We start from the raw sequence: 18,175 nt of genomic DNA, 5'->3' as shown, positions 1-18,175 counted from the left end.
CACCGCCGTCCGGCATGCCCATGCCCGAACCTACGTCCGCTGCCAGAGCTCCGCATCGGTTGCCCTATACGTCACGACTGCCGATGACCAGTTCTCGCGGCCTGTTCGACTCGGGCCATCAGACGGCTGTTGTGGACAGCGTGCCCGAATCCCGGGGTATGGTGGGTGCCGTTCAGGATGTCGCGCGCCAGGCTGAAGTACACCTCGCCCACATTGATGGATGCACCGTTCCAGATCTCGGCGGCGGTCGGGCCGATGCCGGTGGCGGCGGGGCTGTCCGGAGCGGCGAACTCGACGTCCGACGCCAGTGCGAGGTCCCCGACCTGGACCCCGGCCGGGTGGTCACCGGTCAGTCTCAGCCACCCGTCGGTGCCGCGGACCTCCAGCCTGAAGCCGGCCTCGGGCGGGGTCACACCGCCGAGAACCTGCACCCCGACGGGGGCGCCGGAGGCGGTCACGATGATCGCGTCGAGGTGGTCGGGAACCTCGCGGACCGCGGTCGCGCCGGAGTCGGTCAGGGTCACCTCCGGCCACAGGGTCGCGGTGCGGGCGCTGATCTCGGTGATCTCGCCCAGGATCGCCTCCACCACGTCGAGCACGTGCGCTGCCCCGATCGGGAGCAGTCCGGCGCCGGCAGCGGCCTGGTCGAAGTAGGCGTAGTCGCTTGTGGACTCGGGGCCGTTGCCGAAGGTCGTGCCCACGACCCGGGCGGAGAGGAGCCGGCCGAGCCGGCCGGACGCGACGAGCTCCGCCGCGCGCCGTGCCGACGGGTTGTGCCGGCCTTGCAGGCCGATCGCTGTGTGTGACGACCCGGCCGCGGCGGCCATCTCCTCGGCCTGGGCGACGCTCGTCCCCAGCGGGGACTCCGCGTACACGGCCTTGCCCGCGGCGAGCGCGGCGAGGACCAGCTCGCGATGCGCCGGGACCTTGACGGCCACCGTGACCAGGTCGACGCCGGGGTCGGCGATCATGGCGTAGGGGTCGGCGAACCAGGTGTCGGCGCCGAACGCCTCGTCGGCGGCGCGGGCGCTTTCGGAGTGGCGGGTCGCGACCGCGGCGAGCGTGAGGGCTGGCTGCGCGGCGAGTGCGGGAACGTGGGACGCGCCTGCCCAGCTCGCTCGGGTGTCGGCGCCGATGATACCGACGCGGATCGGATTGTTCGTCACGGTCGTGTGCTCCGTTTGTGAAGGGTGGTGGATCGACTCAGCGGTCGATAGCCGCCATGTCCGGTTCGCTGTGTCGCTCTCCAACGGCCGGACGCAGTGCGTCGAGGCGCGCGGTCTGTGCGGCGGTGAGTCGGACGTCGGCGGCGGCGACGTTCTCCTCGACCCGATCGAGGCGGGTGGTGCCCGGGATGGGGGCGACATCGTCGCCCTGGCCCAGTAGCCAGGCCAGCGCGACCTGCGCGGGCGTGGCGCCCAGCTCGTCGGCGACGTCGCGGATCTCGTCGGCGATGTGCAGGTTGCGGGCGAGGTTTCCGCCGGCGAAGCGGGGGTTGGTGCGGCGCCAGTCGTCGGGGGCGAGGTCGTCGAGCGACCGGACGGCACCCGTGAGGAAGCCGTGTCCGAGCGGGGAGTAGGGGACCAGCCCGATCCCCAGGTCCCGCAGCGTGGGCAGGACGCCGGTCTCGACGTCGCGGGTCCACAGCGAGTACTCGGTCTGGACCGCGGCCAGCGGGTGGACGGCGTGCGCCCGACGGATCGAATCCGGGCTCGCCTCGGACAGCCCGATGTACCGGATCTTCCCCGCCGCCACGAGCCCGGCCAGGGCACCGACCGTGTCCTCGACGGGCGTGGTGGGGTCGATTCGGTGCTGGTAGTAGAGGTCGATGTGGTCGGTCCCGAGCCGCCGCAACGATCCCTCGACGGCGGTGGTGAGGCCGTCCGGGCTACCGTCGGGTACCGGGCGTCCGGTGTGTGAGACCAGGCCGAACTTGGTCGCCAGCACGACCTCGTCTCGGCGACCGCGCAGGGCCCGCCCTAGCAGCTCCTCGTTGACGAACGGCCCGTACGCCTCGGCGGTGTCGACGTGGGTGACACCGAGGTCGAGTGCATGCCGGATGGTGCGGATCGCGGCGGCGTCGTCGCGGGTGGCTCCGGTGTAAAACGCCGACATTCCCATCACCCCCAGGCCGACGGGGGAAACCGCGAGATCTCCCAACGACGTGTGTGGCATACGAAGACCCTCCCGGAGCGCGAACTTGATGGTTCAACATGTACCCGGCTGAACTTGAAGTGTCAATAAATGCGTAGGCTGGACCGATGACGGACGCGCATGAGCAGGACGCCCCGCCCTGGCTGGACGACGCAGAGATGCAGGCATGGCTGGCCAACTCGGCGATCATGATCAGCCTGCCGGCGGCGTTGGATGCCCGAATGAGACGCGAGTCGGACCTGACGTTCTTCGAGTACATGGCACTCTCGGTGCTGTCCGAGCAACCGGAGCGCACCCTGCAGATGAGCGAACTGGCCGCCCGCACCGCGGCGTCGCTGTCCCGGCTCTCCCACGTAGTCCGACGGATGGAGGGGCGTGGTCTCATCATCCGGGCGCGTGTCCCCGGAGCCGGGCGGCGCACTATCGCAACGCTGACCGAGGCCGGCTGGGAGGTGGTCGTGGCCGCGGCTCCGGGGCACGTCGTCGCGGTCCGCGAGTACCTTCTGGACCACCTGGAGCGCCGGGACCTGGCCGCGCTGACCAGGATCGGGGGCGCGGTAGAAGCAGCTGTACGAGCAGACAGTGCCGTCGGCGGGCAGTGACGCCGTCCGGCCGCCGCAGCCCGATCGTGGTCGCGGTTCAGGACCGGCCGTTTCGGCGAGGAGGGGCGGGTTCCGGTCAGCCGTCGTTCGGGACGTATCCGCCTAGGTGGCGGGCCAGGAACTGCTCCAGAGTGCGGTAGAGCTCGATGTTGCTGTCCGGATTAACGAACCAGTGACCTTCGCGGTCGTTGAGCAGGTACTCCACCTCGGCACCGCGGGCCCGCAGAGCCGCGGCGACCCGGTCGGCATTGCTGCGATGCACGCGGACGTCGTTCGCGCCGTGGATCAACAGGACCGGGGCGGTGATGTCGTCGATCCGGCTGATCGGAGAGCGGGCGAGCATGTCGGCCTCCTGGGCCGGGTCGTCGGGGTCGCCGATGTAGCGGCCGTAGCTGTTGTAGACGGCCTTGCGTGCGACGGGGACGACCGAGCGGGTGAGATCGGTCAGGTCGGACATGCCGGTGTAGCTGATCGCAGCAGCGAAGCGGTCCGGCGTGAACGCGGCCCCGACGAGGGCGGCGTACCCGCCGTAGGAACTCCCGTAGATCGCGACCCGGTCGCGGTCGGTGTGCCCCTGCGCGATAGCCCAGTCCAAGGCGTCGATCACGTCGTCGTGCATGCGACCGGCGAACTCACCGATCGCGGCCTGGGTGAAGGCCTTGCCGTAGCCGGTGGAGCCGCGGAAGTTGACCTGCAGCACCGCGTAGCCGCGATTGGCCAGCAGCTGGACCTCGGGGTCGTAGCCCCAGGTGTCGCGGTACCAGGGCCCGCCGTGTAGCAGCACCACAGTCGGCAGGTTCCGAGGGTCGGTCCCGACCGGCAGCGTCAGGTGGCAGGGCAGGTCCAGGCCGTCGCGGGAGCGGACGGTGACGGGGGTGACCGGTGCCAACCGCGCCGGGTCGAGGTGGGGGTGGGGCCGGAACAGGCGCTGCGCGGCGCCTGTGGTGTGGTCGTAGAACCACGTGGCCCGGTGATCACGGTCGTGGGTGAAGTCCACGACCCAGCGCTGCGCCTGGCCGTCGCAGGACACGTGGGCGAGGTCGCCGTCGGAGAGCTCAGTTAGTCGGGGCAGGACGGCGGCGAAGTGCGCGTCGAGGGCGTGGATCACCTGTCGTTCGCCGAGGTAGCGGGCACCGAGTAGCTCCCCGGTCACCGGGTGCACGATCAGCGACGAAGGGAAGCGCGGGTCGGCCTCGGGGCGGGGGGTGTCCAGGTCGAACACAGGGTGGCTGTCGACGCCGGTCTGCTCGCCGGTGTCGAGGTCGAGCCGGACCAGTCGGGTGCGGTCGGAGCCGCGGGGCGACCCGATCCACAGCCCCGACCCGTCCGGGGTGGGGACGCACGGCACGAGGCCGAACGGGTGGTCGAGCCCGCACAATCGGCTGATCGTGCGGGGCGCGCCGTCGGTCTCCTCGGAGAGCACGTGGACGCCGTTCTCGGTCATGCCGAGCTGCAGGACACGCCCGGTGGGTGTGCGAAGCCAGCCAATGGCGTCCCCGTCGCTCTCGGCGACCGGGATCGACCGACCGGTCTCGAGATCGACCTCGTGCAAATCGATCAGGTCGGGACGGCGGGTGTTGAGCTGGACGAACGCCGACGCAGGCCGGTCAGGACAGAACTGTGTGCCGACGACGCGTACGCCCGGTAGCGGAGTGAGATCGACCGCGGCGTCGTCGGGTCGGGCCGGGTCGACACGCATCAGGTGGTGGTTCTCGTCGCCGTCGGAGTCCTGCAGGTAGAGCAGATAGCGAGAGTCCGTGGTCCAGAAGAACGTGTCAATGCTGCGACGATCGTCAGAGGTCAACCGCCGAGCTTCCGGATCGTCCGCGGCGTCGGCGTCGGGCCACTCGCCGGAGGAGGTGTGCAGGCCGCGGACGAACACGTTGAGCCGGTCCCGCCACGGAGCGAGGTAGGCGACTGTCATACCGTCAGGTGAGATCCGGGCGTCGATGCGAGCAGGTGGGGCGAAGAACTCCTCGACGGTGGTCAGGTCGGTCATCATGGCGGGCTCCTACCGGTTCGTGATGCGGACCCCCCGGATTCGAAACTCTGCCGCCGCGTCCAAGTCAAGGAGCGAGTGGTGTGTCACATTCGTCTCGAACCTGGCGATAGTCGGGCGTACCTGCGTCGAGGCCGCCCGCAAACCGGGCTGAACAGCGCGGATTCGCTGTTCTTTCCTGGCGATGGGTGGTCGAGCGGACCCGGCTCACTGCACATCCGCCAGCAGGATTACGTGCGCACACCCTCGACATGATCTTCCTAAACACGCTCTGAACTGCCGTAAACATCACGGCGTGTCCGACTGCGGCGATGGTCCTAACGTAGTCCACGAGGGCGGGCGAGATTCCGAGCCGATAATACAAATTATGACAGACGGTCTGCCTACTATTGCATCTGATGCACGGCTGCCTGCCCCTGCTCGACGGTCAGTCGTGGCTGAGCTGCATGAGTTTCTCAGGGTGAGGCCGGCGGATGATCTTGACCAGAGGCTATGCCTCGGCCGGATCGAGCTCCCGGACGAACACCCGAGCTGCAGTGCGATCCCCCCACCCGCCGAGAACCGGGCCTCCCACTGCCAGAGTTCGGCTCGGGCAATCGCCAACGTTTCGAGGCAAGGCACTAGCAGCTGGAAGTTGTTGACCTGAATTTGGATACGATCTCGACCGATCGAGTAAGTATGGTCTCCAGGTCTACCTCCGGACTGAGTGATTCGGCGATCTCGATAGTAGAGTCACCGCCAGGCTCGCCGTCGGAGGTCGATGGAGCGCGCAGACGCAACTGCCCCTGTTCGGGGCCAGGGTCGGCGCGGACACGGGCGCAGACGGGCCGTGTCCGCACGGACCCTGGGTTCAATGCCTCAAGTGTTGCCACGATATCGTGCAGCACGACTACATCGCGATCTATCGATCGTCGGTAGTGTTGCAGTAGAGGCAAGGCGAGTTGCTCAAGGAATGCCCCGGCCTCGCCGACGGCCCTGAGCCGTTCAAGAAACTGCTGAGTGAAACCCGCGACAGCTAGCGTCAGATCGATAGGCACCAAGAGTACTGGTACTTCGGCTTGCCGGAGAACGAAGTCGGCAGAGTGCGGATCGCACCAGAAGTTGAACTCGGCGTAGGGTGTGACGTTCCCTCTCTCGATCGCTCCGCCAAGTACGACGACCCGCCTCAGCTTGGATCTGACAGTCGGTAGGGCTTCCCTCAGCAGCGCGGCGCAGTTTGTCAAGGGCCCGAGGGCAACCAGGTCAACTGGTTCAGTCGATGTCTCAAGGACGTGCCTCAGGGCATCGATTGCCCCTGTAGTGTTCGGGGGACGCCCGAGCAGCACTCCTGAACTTGTACGACCGAGCCCGGAAAACCCGTCGTGGCCATGTACATGACTCGCGTCTCCCGGGGCCGCTGCAGTACCGAAAGGGCGCGAGGCTCCAGAGAACACCTCGACATCGTTTGCTGCCCCGAATAGAGATGTCAGCACTCTAGCATTCCGATGGGTGTTGAGCACGCTGGCATTGCCGAACGTGCAGCTGATCGCAGCTACCTCTTCTCGTCGCGAAAGCGCAACAGCCAGCGCAAACGCATCATCCACACCCGGGTCAGTATCGATGATGAGCATTACGCCCGGCCCTCCTCAGTACTGCAGTGTCGTTGTACCCATCTGCTAGCGCGAAGCAGCGGTTCACGGCGCATCGTGACGCGCAGACGTTCTGTAAGATCGAGCTCCCCAAGTGTCCTACCCCAGCCAGCAATCTCAAAGATTGGTGTCCAGCCGCCCAGGTCGCCCCTCGGGTGTACGATCCGGCCGCTCAGTTTCCCGGTCCAGGTGGCCACCCTTTCGCCGTAGCGAACCCCAACGGCACTTTCTGCTGTCGCGCGGTCGGAGAGCGGGCTTTCGACGATGAGTCTCGCGAGCTTCTCGGGGCCCATTTCGTCCACGAACCAGCTTACGAGTGCCCCAGGAAGACCGTTCCATCCAGCAAGGTGCAGCGCGGTGTCTTCGGCAAGTACAACGAATCCACTTTCGGACAGGGCTCTTGCAGTCGCACAGTTCAGCTTCTCTAGAACGACTGACGATGGGTCTGTTGATTGAATCTCGGGTTCGACATGGTCGACTGCCTCGATCGGGTGCTCCAACAGAGCACGTATCTCCGCAAGCTTGATAGCGTTTCCACTGAGTACCTTCACGGCCTTCATCGGGTGCCGTCTCCGCTTTGGATCGGCATCTCTGACGCCGCGGGAAACGGGCTCGGGGTATCGAACCAGTCGACGGCCTGTCCGGAAAGGCCAGGCAAGAACCGGTGTGCTTCGAGGTGGTATCCCCGGTCTTCGTACTCCTGTAGCCCATCCGCGAACTGGGTCCGGATAACCGCACGAGTGATCTTTGATGCGCCAAGATGCCGATGAAACGAAACGTTGGGCTGGAAGAGCACGAACGCTGTCTCGCGAGCGCTGTAGGTGAACCGTGGGTGATTAGGCGGGTAGAATGGGGCAAAAATAGGGACGAAGAAATCCTCACCGTTGAACCGGAATCGCCAGGAGCGATCTCGGATGCTCTCGTGCTCCCACGATCTGGGTTCGAGCGGATCTGCCAGCAACAATCGCGCGAGCAGGCGCTGGAGTGTCACGCCAGCAGTCTCCACGGTAGAGCCGAAGCGGTGTGCGGGGAATGCGACCACCAGCCCATCCAGCGCTTCACGACTCGACACACGGACCAGCCTGGCGAGTTCATTCCCCAGCCGTCTCGCCAGATCGTCAATCGACTCGTTAGGTGATGGGTCCAGACCCCATAGCTGCGCTGCTGGAGCAAAGGGGCAGTGGGTCCCTGAGATAACGGGAGCGAACTGACGGACGGATCGTGCTTGCTGGGGGCTCAACCATCCTCGTCTACTCAGAGAAGCTCCCCCACCCGGCTGGTTCCGACACTGGTCGCGAATCAGGCTGGGCAGATCCACATCACCGATCGCCGCCAGGAGCAGCAAGTGCCTATGAAATGCGGTGAGCAGATCCGCAAGGCCTTCGCTGTCGTCTGGCTCATCCAGTCCGATCTCGAAGTGCCCGACCAGTCTGGCGATCTGCTGTGCGAGCACCTCAATATCAGCGGCACTTTCGAGCCGGGACCTCGGCTTCCCGCTCTGCGTCTGCTGCAGATTGCGGTCTTCCATGTCGGTAATGGATGGCCTCAGTCCGGCCCGACGATAGGCAGGGCGTAATGCGATACCGTACTCCTCCGCCAACCATAGACTCGCAAGGTAGGCCTTACCGAGAGCCGACTCAAGGAATGGCGTGTTCTTGAGACCTCTTGATTCCGATTCGCGTATGCCCTGGACCGCATCGTACAGTTTCATGAGTGCAGCTAGTGGGTCGGGTGAGTACCGCTGTACCAACGTATCGCGCCCGACGGCGGACTGCACGTGTGCGATGTTGAGGCGGGCACACTGTGAGCCCGTTGAAGCATCCCGCGACGAAGCGGACATGGCCTTCCTATCAGCTGTTGACATGCAGAGACTTGCGGACCGATTCAACTGCTTCCTTCAGGCCGAACACTACTGACACACCCCGCTCTGCGAATCGAGTGTGGTCGTGAAGGGAGGATTCTGGGTCGCCGACAGCGATGAACCTGCACCCGTTCACTTCGGCGGCTGCATAGTCGTCGATAGTGTCCCCGATGACGACGACGGAGCTGGGGTTCGACAGCCGACCTAGAGTCGTAAGATGCGCTCGCAAGTGGTCAGCCTTGGTATCTGACCCACCTCGCCATCCCTGAACGAGACTGAAGTAGCGACGAAGTCCCAAGTGGGCGACTGCGACGGTCAGCTCATCGTGAGGATGCATCGAGAGTAGCGACTGGGCGAATCCGTCTGCTCTTATTTGGGCGAGCGCAGCCGCGGCATCCGGGTGTAGTGGTAAAGCTGGGGTGAGCTCTCTACACCTTCTGGTGAAGGTGTTGGTGATCTGATCGAACTCGTGATTGGAGAGCCTGCGACCTGCTAGAGTCTCGAAGAATACGCGGATCGGACGCCGAAAATGTATCTGGTGGTCGCGATGAGTGATCGCGCGCCCGGTGTGCACGTGAATTGCGTGGATAACCGCTGAGATCGTGATTTGGTTATCTATCAGGAGCGTTCCGTTCCAGTCCCACACCACATGAGGTTTGTTCATCGCTCGATCGGCGCCGCGGACCGGCATCCACAGCCGTTCGAGTCAACTTCACCGATGCTGGTAGCGTGAGCGAGCTGGTCCACGATCAGGCGGAAGCGCTGGGCGCAGCTGCGCCGAGACTCGTGCCATTCGTGAGCGTTCATGGCATGCTCCCCGAGGCCGGCGCCCATCGTGATCACACCTGCAACGGTCACGAAGCACAGACCCGCCTCGCGTGCCATAACAGCGTCGGTCACCGTCGTGTGGCCGATGAGGTCCGCGCCCAGCTGCCCATACATCCGAACCTCGGCGCGAGTTTCGAAACGTGGACCGGGGACGCAGACGTAGCAACCATATGGTGAGATGTCGACGCCGGCTTTCTCTGCGGCCGCCAAGGTCGATTCACGCAGGCTCGGACAGAACGGTTCGGTCATGTCGGCAAATCCGAACGGATCACCGTCACGAAAGTACGAGAACTGCCGGTTTCGAGTGAAGTCGATGAACTGATCCAGAAGCAGCAGACTCCGCAGTGGAATCGCAGTTCGAACGGTACCGGCCATCGAGGTAGTGAGGACCTGACGGCAGCCCAGACTAACGAGGGCTTCGATGTTCGAACGGTAGTCGATAACATGAGGAGGTCGAGGGACTCCGTCGCCGTTACGCGGAATGAAAGCGATTTCGACACCATGTAGCTTTCCGACAGTGCCGCGGACCTCCTTGTCGCGGGTTGGGACTACAAGCGGCCGCGCATCATCTAACCACTCGTACAGGTCGACGTCCTGGCTCCCGATAACCGCAATATTCGGCATGACTACTCCTAGAGCTGAGGACGCGCGTTCGTGTGGTGACCTGGCGACACCGAGCGTGGTTCGATGTCTATACCTGGAAAGCCTCGTGCCGCAACGGTTCGATCAGCTATGCACCTGAGCGTACCAGTTGTTCAACTTTCCGAAGTTGGAAAACATAGTAGAATGAGACTCATGTTCGCCTGGTCGTAGAACCCAGTTGGATGTGCGTCGGGGCAGGGTCTTCGTGGGGCTCGTTGGAGCTCGACCACCGAAATAGAGTTGTGGGCCGGCCCGTCTTGCCGTACTGGACTGCGGTGGCGACGTCTCCACGCTCGGTAAGTTCACGGAGGTATCGTCGAACGGAGACGGCCGAAAGGCCGGTGTGTTCGGCTACCTGTCGAGCAGTTACGTAGCTCTGCGTGGCGCGAATGACCTCCCGCACCTTCTTCAGCGTTGGAGTCTCGGTGCGAGGTGTGACGTGGCGAGGCACGGTGAGCGGGAAGAAGCGCTCGACCTGCTCGGTGTCGAGGACATCCAGATATCCGGTGCTGGTCAGGAGCTCGGCCCGCTGACGCCATAGCGAGGCATGCTCGGCGAGCTGCTCTGCGCGGAGCGGCAAGGTCAGGCACGAGACCACGCCAAGCCGCACGCCTGCCAGCACGAGGGCCAAGGTGGGGCGAGCGACGATCAACACCAGATCGCACTGGTGGCGGCCCTCGTCGCGGAGTCGCCGCAGGTCATCGATCGACTGATACTCGTGGCCGTCACAGAGGTACATCACGACGTCCGGTCGAAGAGCCTCTACTTGCCGGAGCATCTCGCCTGGACTCATAGCCGATCCGACCACCTGGACTTTCGCCGCAACCTGCCGCTGTAGGTCGGCGGGTATCGGTCGCCCACTTCCGATGACCACACGTGGCGCAGGCTGAGATGAGCTCGCCCGGCACGGCTGTCTCGTGTCTCGACGGGCCGCGATCGGCGATTCGTACATCAGCCAGCCTCCCGATCCCCGGGGCGAACGTCGGCGGCATCACGAGAGCCAACGTCGGCTTCGCTGTCGACGGCCCGGCCCGAGGCCGTACCCCCCTCGAGCAGGCGGGAGCTAAAGGTACGGGTGTTCGCGAGTGACGCGGCCAGCCCGACAGCGGCGGCGATCGGGGCGATCACAAACACCGACGTGGCGCCGACGCGGTCTGCGATCAGGCCGGCCCCGAACTGGCCCGCGGCGGTCCCAATAGGCCCGCCAGCGCACAGCACGGCCATCGCCGTCGCCATGGACGGCAACGGTGTCTGGGCTTCGGTCAGCGAGTACAAGGTCACCATGTAGGGACCGACGGCCAGGCCGGCGACCGCGATCGCGACCGGCAGCGAACCAGCCACCGCGCCCCAGAGAAGCACCAGCATCCCGAGCACTAGAGCGAGCGGGAACAGCCAGCGGCGAAGGGCAAGACCGAACCAGCGAGGCAACCAGGCACACGCCGCGCCCGCGACCGCACTCCCGATCCCGAGCTCAGCGAAGTAGAGACCGGCCAGCTCCGGGGAGCCCTCAGCCTCGGCGTAAGCAGCGACACCGGTCTGCACCACCCCGAAGATCACCCCGACGCTCACCATCGCCACGGTCAACGTCATCAGAGACGGCCAATGCAACCTGACTCCGGGTCCGGCCGCAGCCGAGTCCGACACAGGCGTGGCATCCGCGGCCGACGTACCCGTCGTCCGCCCGCCAGGATCGGTCCCGAAGGTGGTGTCTTCGCGCGGCAAGTCAGCGTACTGGCGAGCGAGCGGCGCGGCGGCGACCACGAGCAGGACCGCGGCGCCAAGCAGCGGACCTGCCTGCGGGAACCCCCACGCGGCGGTAGGAACTAGAAGAAGGAGACCGACCATCGCCGGCCCGAGCACGAAGCTGGCCTCATCAGCGGCACCCTCGTACGACATCGCGGTCCGGACCAGGTGGTTGTCGCCGCCGCGTAGCTGTCCAGACCAGTGCACCCGCACCAAGGGCCCGACCTGGGGCTGAGTCAGCCCAACCAGGACCGCCACAGCGACGATGACGAGCGGTCCGGCGTTACGGCTAGCGAGCAGCAACAGCATGATGCTGGCTGCATTGAGCAGAGCAGCCCAGAACCCGATCCGCCGCGGCGGGATCCAGCGGGCCACCGCGCCTACGCACAGACCGCCAAGAGCGATCGCGATGCTCTGCGCGCCCGCCGCGAGCCCAGCGAAGGCGAAGCTGCCAGAACTGGCCTGCAGCAGCACGATCGTGCCGAGGGGCACAACCGCATACGGGAGGCGCCCGATGAGAGCGAGAACAAGGAAGCTCGGGCGCGCTGAACGAAAGAATCTACGGTAGGACATCGGCGTCTCCTGGCCACAGCGAAGAGACGCGCCTACCCAGCCACCAGACGCGTGCCGTTCCCGATTCTGCCCGCAACGCTACCGCCATACAGCCGTGACGGCACCCGGATACGACAACTTCCTCGTTGGTCCGAGACAACGGCGCCGCGACCTGCCCGACTCTGTCGTGACCGCACGCATCACCGCGCGGCTCGGAAAGGCATCCGCTCGGTGGCCACGCTGTGCTCCACCTCGTAGGGCACCCGCGCCAAGGGCGTCGCGGCCGTCGGCACCACGAGCTGACGGTGGCACACTGCCCCGCATGACCTCCGAGGACCTGCCGTCCCGCGTCATCGACCGCGAGCACCGCGCATGAATGCTGACTTCCCGCGGCAGCAGTGGAGCAGCGATGCCGCGGTCAGCTACGAGGCCGCGCAGGAGGCGATCAACGAGGTCCTCGCCTGCTACGTCGCTCTGCTCGAGCGAGAAGGCCAGAAGCCGGAGCCTGACCGCGAGCGGATCTCGCACCTGCGAGGGCGCATCGCTGACTGCACGCACCAGCAGCGCAGCCTGTCACCGAAGTACCCCGGGGACCTCGCCGCAGTTCGTGGCAGCTACAGCCGTCGTCTCGTCGAACTGCGAGAAGAGCTGGGGTAAGCGCCGGTAGCGATGACGTCGATCTCTATCGGCTCAACGAGGCGGACAACGAGCGATCGTCCGTGACCTGATCATCTCGACCAGTCTCTCGGGGCTGCCAGCTTCAAGACCGGCCCGTCGTGGTTGTAACCATGGCCCAGCCCGGGTGCAGAAACGTCGAAGTTCGCCGTCGAGGTCCGCCGGCGCCCTGCGAGCAAGACAGTGGTGCTATTGAGATCGACGGCGCGTCTCGCATACGGACTTCACCGGGCTCACCATGGGCATCCCGCTTGACGACAACGGTGCCGGCCGGGCGATCGCGAGCGAGCCCGACCGCAGCATCTCCATCGTGGCGGGGGGCACTCCTCCACCTCGGGCTGCGGTACCGCAACGAGTTCCCCGGGCAGATCCCCGCCCAGTACACGACTCCGGAGCGGCCTCTGACCAAGGCCTCGTAAACGAGAACGAGGCGGCCCCCCTGGCCGGGGGCCGCCTCGGTTCGTTCTCGCATCAGACCGGACCTGCATCCGTCTGACGCCGTAGCCCCGGCGAACCGGGGCCGTTACCCCACTGCGTAGAAGGGGCGCTTTCGCGTGTCCAGGATACATCCTGGGCCGGGAGCCAACCACCACAGACACGGGGCAAATTCGCCGTGCCCAGAATCAGGCCGCTCACCTGCAACGACGACCGGATTCTGCGTGCGCTGCTACAAACACGGCGCGTTCCCCCCCGGGGGTCCTCCGGCCCCTCCCCCACCTCTGCCTGTTCCACCAGCTCCACCAAGGACCGGGGGGAACTGGCTCGGCCTCGCCGGCACCATCTCCGCCCCCAGCCTGAGCATGGGTCTCGACCGGCAACCTCGGCCTCGACCAGCCCGCCGTCGACGAGATCACCGCGGCGACGATGGCCCTGGCTGGGCTCCTGTTCGGGGCGCTACGCGCCCCCGCCGCCGCCCGCAATCTCGATCCGCGCCACCGGCTGCACGCCACTCTCTTCGAACTCGAGACTCTGCGGTCGGCTCTTGCCGGGGGCCGGTCATCGCGAACAGCGCCACGGGCCTGCCGCTGGCTAACCGCACGCCCCGCCGCCGTGCAGGCCAAGGGGACGAGCAACGGTCCTTGGAAGAACGCGACGTAGGGTCCACCAGATCCGATTCCTCACCAACCTCACCACGGTCCAGTAATCGCGAACAGGGTGCCGGGCTGCTGAATACCGGCGAACAGCACTCGCCCGTCGGGAGAGAAGGTGGGCCCGGTGAACTCCGAGCCCATCTGGCTGCGCGCGATCGCGAACACATGACCGTCGGCCGTGACGCCGGCGAGGTGGTTGTCGCCGTCTCCATCGGTGGACACGATCAGTCCGCCGAACGGGGCGGCGACGATGTTGTCCGGGGCCTCGACGCTCTCGCCGTCGACGTCGACGGCGAACACTGTCGTGAGAGTCAGCGTGGAGGAGGCCGGGTCGTAGTGCCAGATCTGGCCGCGGTGTGAGACGGAGTAGCTGGACACCAGGTACGCGCCGGCGACACCCGCGTGGTCGCCCCACCAGGCGCCCTCCAGCTTCTTCGCCCGGGTGATCCCATCGAGGGAGCGCACCGCCCCCCGGGTGGCGTCGCGGTCGGCGACCGGCACCCACTTCACGCCGTAGGAGGTGCCGACGGCGTCGGCCTGGTCCAAATCCTCGACGAGCTTCCCGGCCCGGTCGGTGGCCACCATCGCGGCCAGCTCACCCGCGTCGGCGTCGAGGGCCTTGAGCGCGCCGCTGCGGCCGCGGAATCCGGAGGGCGGGGTCCACCGGTAGACGGTGCCGTAGGGGTTCGAGGTGTCCTCGGTGAGGTAGATGGTCAGCGTGTCGGGGTCGACGCAGCAGGCCTCGTGCACGAACCGGCCAAGCGCCTTGATCGGGCGCGGGTCACGGTTCGCGGTGAGGTCGACGGGGTCGACCTCGAAGACGTAGCCGTGCCCGTTCTTGTCGGTCTCCTCGCAGGTCAGCCAGGTTCCCCAGGGGGTGACACCTCCGGCGCAGTTGGTGGAGGTCCCGGCGAGGGCGACGGTCTCCCAGATGAGCTCGCCGTCGGGGGTGGTCTTGACGACGGTGCAGCCGCCGCCTGCGTCGTCGCGCCAGGTGTAGCCGCGCAGGTGCGGGACGGCGCCGTCGTCGTCGGCGCCCCCGCGGACCTCGTGGTTGAGCACCACGAGCACGTTCCCGTCCGGTGCGGCGAATGCCGCGGCGCCGTCGTGGATCCCGGGAGAGGCGTGGTCGGAGTACAGGCGGGTCTTCCCGGCCTGGGTGACCACCCGGTAGGAGAAGCCATCGGGCAGCGCGAGCATGCCCTTCGGGTCGTCGACGAGCGGCCCGTACCCGGCCGCCGCGACAGGCCGCGCAGCGCCGCCCGCTCGGCCGAGCAGCCCATGGACAGGTCCGGTCCCCGCGATGCCGAGACCGACCTGCCCGCTACGACGTAGAAACCGACGTCTGTCGATCAGCACGAATCTCCTCCTCGAGGAACAGTGGCCAGCGCGCCGGAAAGGGCCACGGGTCCACCGAAGCTGGCCCGAGTCGCGCTAGCGCTCGAACAGATCGGTGCCGAGGTAGATGTCCCAGTCGGCGTCTTCAAGGCCATGCCCCCCGGATCGCAGGTGGTAGCTCATACTCGGCCCCCGAAAGCTCTTCCCAGCTGTCGGTGGCCAGCTCGTCGACGGGAGCCCGGTGTCCCCCAGCCCGTAGAGCGCATAGACCCGGGCGGCACCGAGGTAGGACAGGAACTCGCCCTGGGGGTCGGCGTTGCCGTCGTCAGCGGCCGAGGCGACCACGACCCGGCCCGGCGCGATCAGCGCGAGCAGCTCGTTCTGATCCACCGGCAGGGCGCTGGCGTTTCCGCTGAAGCGCTTGTAGGTCTCGGGGAACCAGTGCGGGAACTGGGAGTTGATCGCCGAGATCGACTCGCCCGAGGAGTCGCGGCGGGCGAGCTTCGCGCCGGTGGAGCCGGAGTTGTTCGAGATGACCACCGGGAACCGCGGATCCTGGGCGCCGGCCCACAACGCGGCCTTCCCACCACGGGAGTGCCCGAGCACCGCGACCTTGCTCGGGGCGATACCCATGCTCGCGGCGTCGGCGGTCTGCAGGTAGTCCATCGCGCGGCTCGCCCCCAGGCCCACGCGCTGATCGTCCGGCCCGCATCGGCCGGGAGATCCTGCCCTGCCGGGTAGAACGCGTTGATCACACCGTCGCGGTAGGAGCCCGCGTCGTCCGGGGCTACCTCCTTGGCGTTGAGCGCGGCCAGCGCGTACCCGGCGCCGGTGATCTTCGAGGCCGGGGCGTACCCGCCCGAGCTCGGATCGTCACCGACCGAGCCGCGGTGGTCGATCAGCAGGAACGTGCCCTTCGGCTTACCCGAGGACGGGACGAACAGGCGCAGGGTGAAACTCGCGCTGCCCGCCGGCCCGGTGACCGTGATCGTGACCTTCTTCGCCGAGCCGTTGCCGCCGCCGGCATCGCGGTAGGTCGTCCTGGTCGGGGCCGGCAGGGTCGTGCCGTAGACGTTCTCCTGGAAGGCCTTCAACAGCTCAGGGCGCCGCTCACGCTCCCAAGCCGCTGCAGACCCCACGACGTTCCCGGCGTCCGACTTCAACGGGTCGGGCAGTTCCACCCCATCGATCGAGATGGTGTCTCTATCAGACGGCAGCTGTCGCTCGATCTGAGTGGCGAAGATCCTGGCCGTTACTCCGGATCCATGATGTGAGGCCGTTACCTCGTGCACAGACGGCCTGGTCGGCCAGTCGACCACCGGGGTGCCTGGGGCAGTCAGAGCGCAGGCGGCAACGAGCAGCGAGGCCGTCATCGTTCGCCCGCCAGACACAGGCAAATCGTACACTAACTGTACTACCTGCAGGCATGTAGATAGTACATTTCTTGTCAGCTGGGCCCGCTGTGCCACTCCGACCTGCGCGGCTGCCTCACATGCGTAGGTCCGGGCTCGGGGCTGCTATGCCACTGGTTCGGTGGCTGTGCCGGCGGGCGAAAGGTCTGTCTGGGAGTAGCCGCGGCCGCGGACGATCACGTGGCTCGGGCGGTGCAGGACATCGAGGTTGTCGAGAGGGTTCCCGTCGACGACGAGCAGGTCTGCGTCCAGGCCCTCGCGGACCGCGCCAGTGCTCGCGCCGAGTCCCAGCAGGCGTGCAGCTCCGGTCGTCGCGGTCTCGATGATGCGGGCGCGGTCGAAGCCCAGCTCCTCGTAGAGCTCCAGGCTCGTGCGGAACTCATCGAACACGGCGTTGGGCATGCCGGAGTCGGTCCCGATGACGTGAGCGACGCCGTGGTCGGTCATCCAGCTGATCTGGTCGCCGAACCGGAACCCGTCGGGGAAGGTGATCCGCTCGACCATGCGGCGCCATTGTGGGGGCGTGGTGTCGCCGGCGATCGTGCCCTGGGCCGCCATGCGGCGGACGGCTTCCTCGGGGCGGTCCCGCTGCATGGGCCCGGAACGCCAGCCGCAGTGCTCGATCGTCGCGACGCCGGCTTCGATGCAGTCCAGGATCGTTGCTGTGCCGTGGGCATGGGCGGCGACCGTGAGCCCGTGCGAGGCGGCGTGCTCGACGATGAGCCGGAGCTGCGCGACGGTGTACTGCGACTCGAACTCGCTCGGCCCGCCCGGTGTCATCTGACCGCCCCCGGCCATCACCTTGATCAGGTCAGAGGACGCCGCCGTACGCGCGTCGATGGCTGCGCGGATCTCGGCGTCGGTGTCGGCGATCCCGCCCAGGAACCAGCAGTGCCCGCCGGAGATGGTGAGCGGAGCACCAGCGGCAAGGATGCGGGGAGTCGGGGATGAGGCGACGGCCCGGTCCTGGTCGCGGACCTCGGCGACCACGCCGTGGGCATCGCCCAGGTCCCGCACCGTGGTGCAGCCCGAGCGCAGGCAGGCCTGCGCATTTGCTCGCACCAGGGCGAGGACCTCATCGCGAGGGCTTCGTCGGACCGTGCCGAAGGGCTCACGGCTGAGGTCTGCTGCCAGATGCACGTGGCTGTTGACCAGGCCGGGCATGATGCTCGCCCCCGGGAAGCGCAATCGCTCGGCGCCCGGGCAGCGCATCGCGAGCTCATCCGCAGGGCCGACCCCCGCGATCCGGTCGCCGCGCACGAGCACGGCGGCGCGATCCAGAACCTCGCCCACGGGACCGACGATGATCCGGTCAGCTTCGACGATGCGGTCCATGGTCAGCGAACCTCTCCCTGCACTAGGTGTGATGTCCAGGGAGGTTGTCCCGTCCGGGGGCGGTGAGTCTGGCTGACAGACGAAGGCCTCCGGTTGTGAAGTGGAGCTGTCTAGGAACCGCTTCACCCACCGGAGGCCTTCGTGTCCCACGCTAACGCCGCTCTGACCCCGCGCGCCCGGCTGCGGCTCGCTCAACTCGTCGTCGAGCACGGCTGGACCCACACCGCGGCCGCGACAATGTTCATGGTCTCCGCGCGGACCGCCAAGAAGTGGTCCGACCGCTACCGGGCCGAGGGGCCGGCGGGGATGGCCGAC

17 protein-coding genes are annotated in these 18,175 nt (G+C 66.8%); 4 read left to right on the top strand and 13 right to left on the bottom strand.

The annotated features are described in order from the left end of the window. Positions 1–71: 71 nt before the first annotated feature. Both FVA95_RS13580 and FVA95_RS13575 read right to left on the bottom strand, forming a co-directional pair. A complete protein-coding gene (locus FVA95_RS13580) occupies positions 72–1,166 on the bottom strand; it encodes a Gfo/Idh/MocA family protein (protein WP_149664539.1) in 1,095 nt (364 codons plus the stop codon). A 37-nt stretch (positions 1,167–1,203) separates the two neighbouring features. Then, positions 1,204–2,175, bottom strand: a complete 972-nt coding sequence (locus FVA95_RS13575) for an aldo/keto reductase (protein WP_149664538.1) — start codon at positions 2,173–2,175, stop codon at positions 1,204–1,206. An 86-nt stretch (positions 2,176–2,261) separates the two neighbouring features. Between FVA95_RS13575 and FVA95_RS13570 the strand changes: the two genes are divergently transcribed. Next, the gene (locus FVA95_RS13570) at positions 2,262–2,756 is read left to right on the top strand and encodes a MarR family winged helix-turn-helix transcriptional regulator (protein ID WP_149664537.1); all 495 of its coding nucleotides are present in this window, start codon (positions 2,262–2,264) and stop codon (positions 2,754–2,756) included. A gap of 76 nt (positions 2,757–2,832) precedes the next feature. On the opposite strand, the gene FVA95_RS13565 is transcribed toward FVA95_RS13570, so the two are convergent. The 8 genes from FVA95_RS13565 to FVA95_RS13530 form a co-directional block, all read right to left on the bottom strand. Continuing rightward, positions 2,833–4,758: a S9 family peptidase gene (locus FVA95_RS13565; RefSeq protein ID WP_205015850.1), complete on the bottom strand. Its 1,926-nt coding sequence runs from the start codon at positions 4,756–4,758 to the stop codon at positions 2,833–2,835. A 617-nt stretch (positions 4,759–5,375) separates the two neighbouring features. Next, the gene (locus tag FVA95_RS13560) at positions 5,376–6,365 is read right to left on the bottom strand and encodes a nucleoside hydrolase (RefSeq protein ID WP_149664536.1); all 990 of its coding nucleotides are present in this window, start codon (positions 6,363–6,365) and stop codon (positions 5,376–5,378) included. Next, the gene (locus FVA95_RS13555) at positions 6,365–6,943 is read right to left on the bottom strand and encodes a non-canonical purine NTP pyrophosphatase (protein WP_149664535.1); all 579 of its coding nucleotides are present in this window, start codon (positions 6,941–6,943) and stop codon (positions 6,365–6,367) included. Before FVA95_RS13555 ends, FVA95_RS13560 begins: the two co-directional genes overlap by 1 nt. Then, positions 6,940–8,160 (bottom strand): YqcI/YcgG family protein, encoded by a 1,221-nt coding sequence (locus FVA95_RS13550; protein ID WP_161992302.1) that lies wholly within the window; start codon positions 8,158–8,160, stop codon positions 6,940–6,942. Before FVA95_RS13550 ends, FVA95_RS13555 begins: the two co-directional genes overlap by 4 nt. Positions 8,161–8,233: 73 nt before the next feature. After that, positions 8,234–8,908 carry an HAD family hydrolase gene (locus FVA95_RS33925; protein WP_368667327.1) on the bottom strand — a complete coding sequence of 225 codons (675 nt, stop codon included), beginning with the start codon at positions 8,906–8,908 and terminating at the stop codon, positions 8,234–8,236. Next, the gene (locus tag FVA95_RS13540; RefSeq protein WP_149664532.1) at positions 8,905–9,696 is read right to left on the bottom strand and encodes an MTAP family purine nucleoside phosphorylase; all 792 of its coding nucleotides are present in this window, start codon (positions 9,694–9,696) and stop codon (positions 8,905–8,907) included. Before FVA95_RS13540 ends, FVA95_RS33925 begins: the two co-directional genes overlap by 4 nt. 169 nt (positions 9,697–9,865) lie before the next feature. Then, positions 9,866–10,453: a FaeA/PapI family transcriptional regulator gene (locus tag FVA95_RS13535; protein WP_149664531.1), complete on the bottom strand. Its 588-nt coding sequence runs from the start codon at positions 10,451–10,453 to the stop codon at positions 9,866–9,868. Positions 10,454–10,665: 212 nt separating this feature from the next. Further along, entirely contained in the window at positions 10,666–11,949 is a 1,284-nt protein-coding gene (locus tag FVA95_RS13530) for an MFS transporter (RefSeq protein WP_149664530.1), read from the bottom strand. Positions 11,950–12,381: 432 nt separating this feature from the next. On the opposite strand from FVA95_RS13530, the gene FVA95_RS13525 reads away from it, so the two are divergent. Beyond that, positions 12,382–12,666 carry a hypothetical protein gene (locus tag FVA95_RS13525; protein ID WP_149664529.1) on the top strand — a complete coding sequence of 95 codons (285 nt, stop codon included), beginning with the start codon at positions 12,382–12,384 and terminating at the stop codon, positions 12,664–12,666. Positions 12,667–13,811: 1,145 nt separating this feature from the next. Here the strand turns inward: FVA95_RS13525 and FVA95_RS13520 are convergent. Both FVA95_RS13520 and FVA95_RS32885 read right to left on the bottom strand, forming a co-directional pair. Further along, a complete protein-coding gene (locus FVA95_RS13520) occupies positions 13,812–15,134 on the bottom strand; it encodes an alkaline phosphatase PhoX (RefSeq protein WP_149664528.1) in 1,323 nt (440 codons plus the stop codon). Positions 15,135–15,209: 75 nt separating this feature from the next. Beyond that, complete coding sequence (locus FVA95_RS32885; protein WP_240051465.1) at positions 15,210–15,803, bottom strand: S9 family peptidase; 594 nt, start codon at positions 15,801–15,803, stop codon at positions 15,210–15,212. A gap of 141 nt (positions 15,804–15,944) precedes the next feature. On the opposite strand from FVA95_RS32885, the gene FVA95_RS32880 reads away from it, so the two are divergent. Next, positions 15,945–16,148, top strand: a complete 204-nt coding sequence (locus tag FVA95_RS32880) for a hypothetical protein (protein ID WP_240051464.1) — start codon at positions 15,945–15,947, stop codon at positions 16,146–16,148. Between the two features lie 482 nt (positions 16,149–16,630). On the opposite strand, the gene FVA95_RS13510 is transcribed toward FVA95_RS32880, so the two are convergent. Further along, positions 16,631–17,860 (bottom strand): amidohydrolase family protein, encoded by a 1,230-nt coding sequence (locus tag FVA95_RS13510; protein WP_240051463.1) that lies wholly within the window; start codon positions 17,858–17,860, stop codon positions 16,631–16,633. 141 nt (positions 17,861–18,001) lie between these two features. On the opposite strand from FVA95_RS13510, the gene FVA95_RS13505 reads away from it, so the two are divergent. Continuing rightward, positions 18,002–18,175, top strand: a 174-nt coding sequence (locus tag FVA95_RS13505) for a leucine zipper domain-containing protein (protein ID WP_149662471.1), incomplete at its 3' end; no start/stop codon positions are given.

The sequence above is a fragment of the Pseudonocardia sp. EV170527-09 genome, from assembly GCF_008369905.1.
Taxonomy (GTDB): Bacteria; Actinomycetota; Actinomycetes; order Mycobacteriales; family Pseudonocardiaceae; genus Pseudonocardia.
Note: the sequence above shows the minus strand (reverse complement) of the source record. Positions and strands in the feature narration are given on the sequence as shown.

What these genes read in the sequence shown, in the direction of transcription:
- FVA95_RS13575 (WP_149664538.1), bottom strand. Translation starts at nt 2,175, where the DNA reads ATGCCACACACGTCGTTGGGAGATCTCGCGGTTTCCCCCGTCGGCCTG.
- FVA95_RS13570 (WP_149664537.1), top strand. Translation starts at nt 2,262, where the DNA reads ATGACGGACGCGCATGAGCAGGACGCCCCGCCCTGGCTGGACGACGCA.
- FVA95_RS13510 (WP_240051463.1), bottom strand. Translation starts at nt 17,860, where the DNA reads ATGGACCGCATCGTCGAAGCTGACCGGATCATCGTCGGTCCCGTGGGC.
- FVA95_RS13555 (WP_149664535.1), bottom strand. Translation starts at nt 6,943, where the DNA reads ATGAAGGCCGTGAAGGTACTCAGTGGAAACGCTATCAAGCTTGCGGAG.
- FVA95_RS13565 (WP_205015850.1), bottom strand. Translation starts at nt 4,758, where the DNA reads ATGATGACCGACCTGACCACCGTCGAGGAGTTCTTCGCCCCACCTGCT.
- FVA95_RS13560 (WP_149664536.1), bottom strand. Translation starts at nt 6,365, where the DNA reads ATGCTCATCATCGATACTGACCCGGGTGTGGATGATGCGTTTGCGCTG.
- FVA95_RS33925 (WP_368667327.1), bottom strand. Translation starts at nt 8,908, where the DNA reads ATGAACAAACCTCATGTGGTGTGGGACTGGAACGGAACGCTCCTGATA.
- FVA95_RS13525 (WP_149664529.1), top strand. Translation starts at nt 12,382, where the DNA reads ATGAATGCTGACTTCCCGCGGCAGCAGTGGAGCAGCGATGCCGCGGTC.
- FVA95_RS13540 (WP_149664532.1), bottom strand. Translation starts at nt 9,696, where the DNA reads ATGCCGAATATTGCGGTTATCGGGAGCCAGGACGTCGACCTGTACGAG.
- FVA95_RS13535 (WP_149664531.1), bottom strand. Translation starts at nt 10,453, where the DNA reads ATGTACCTCTGTGACGGCCACGAGTATCAGTCGATCGATGACCTGCGG.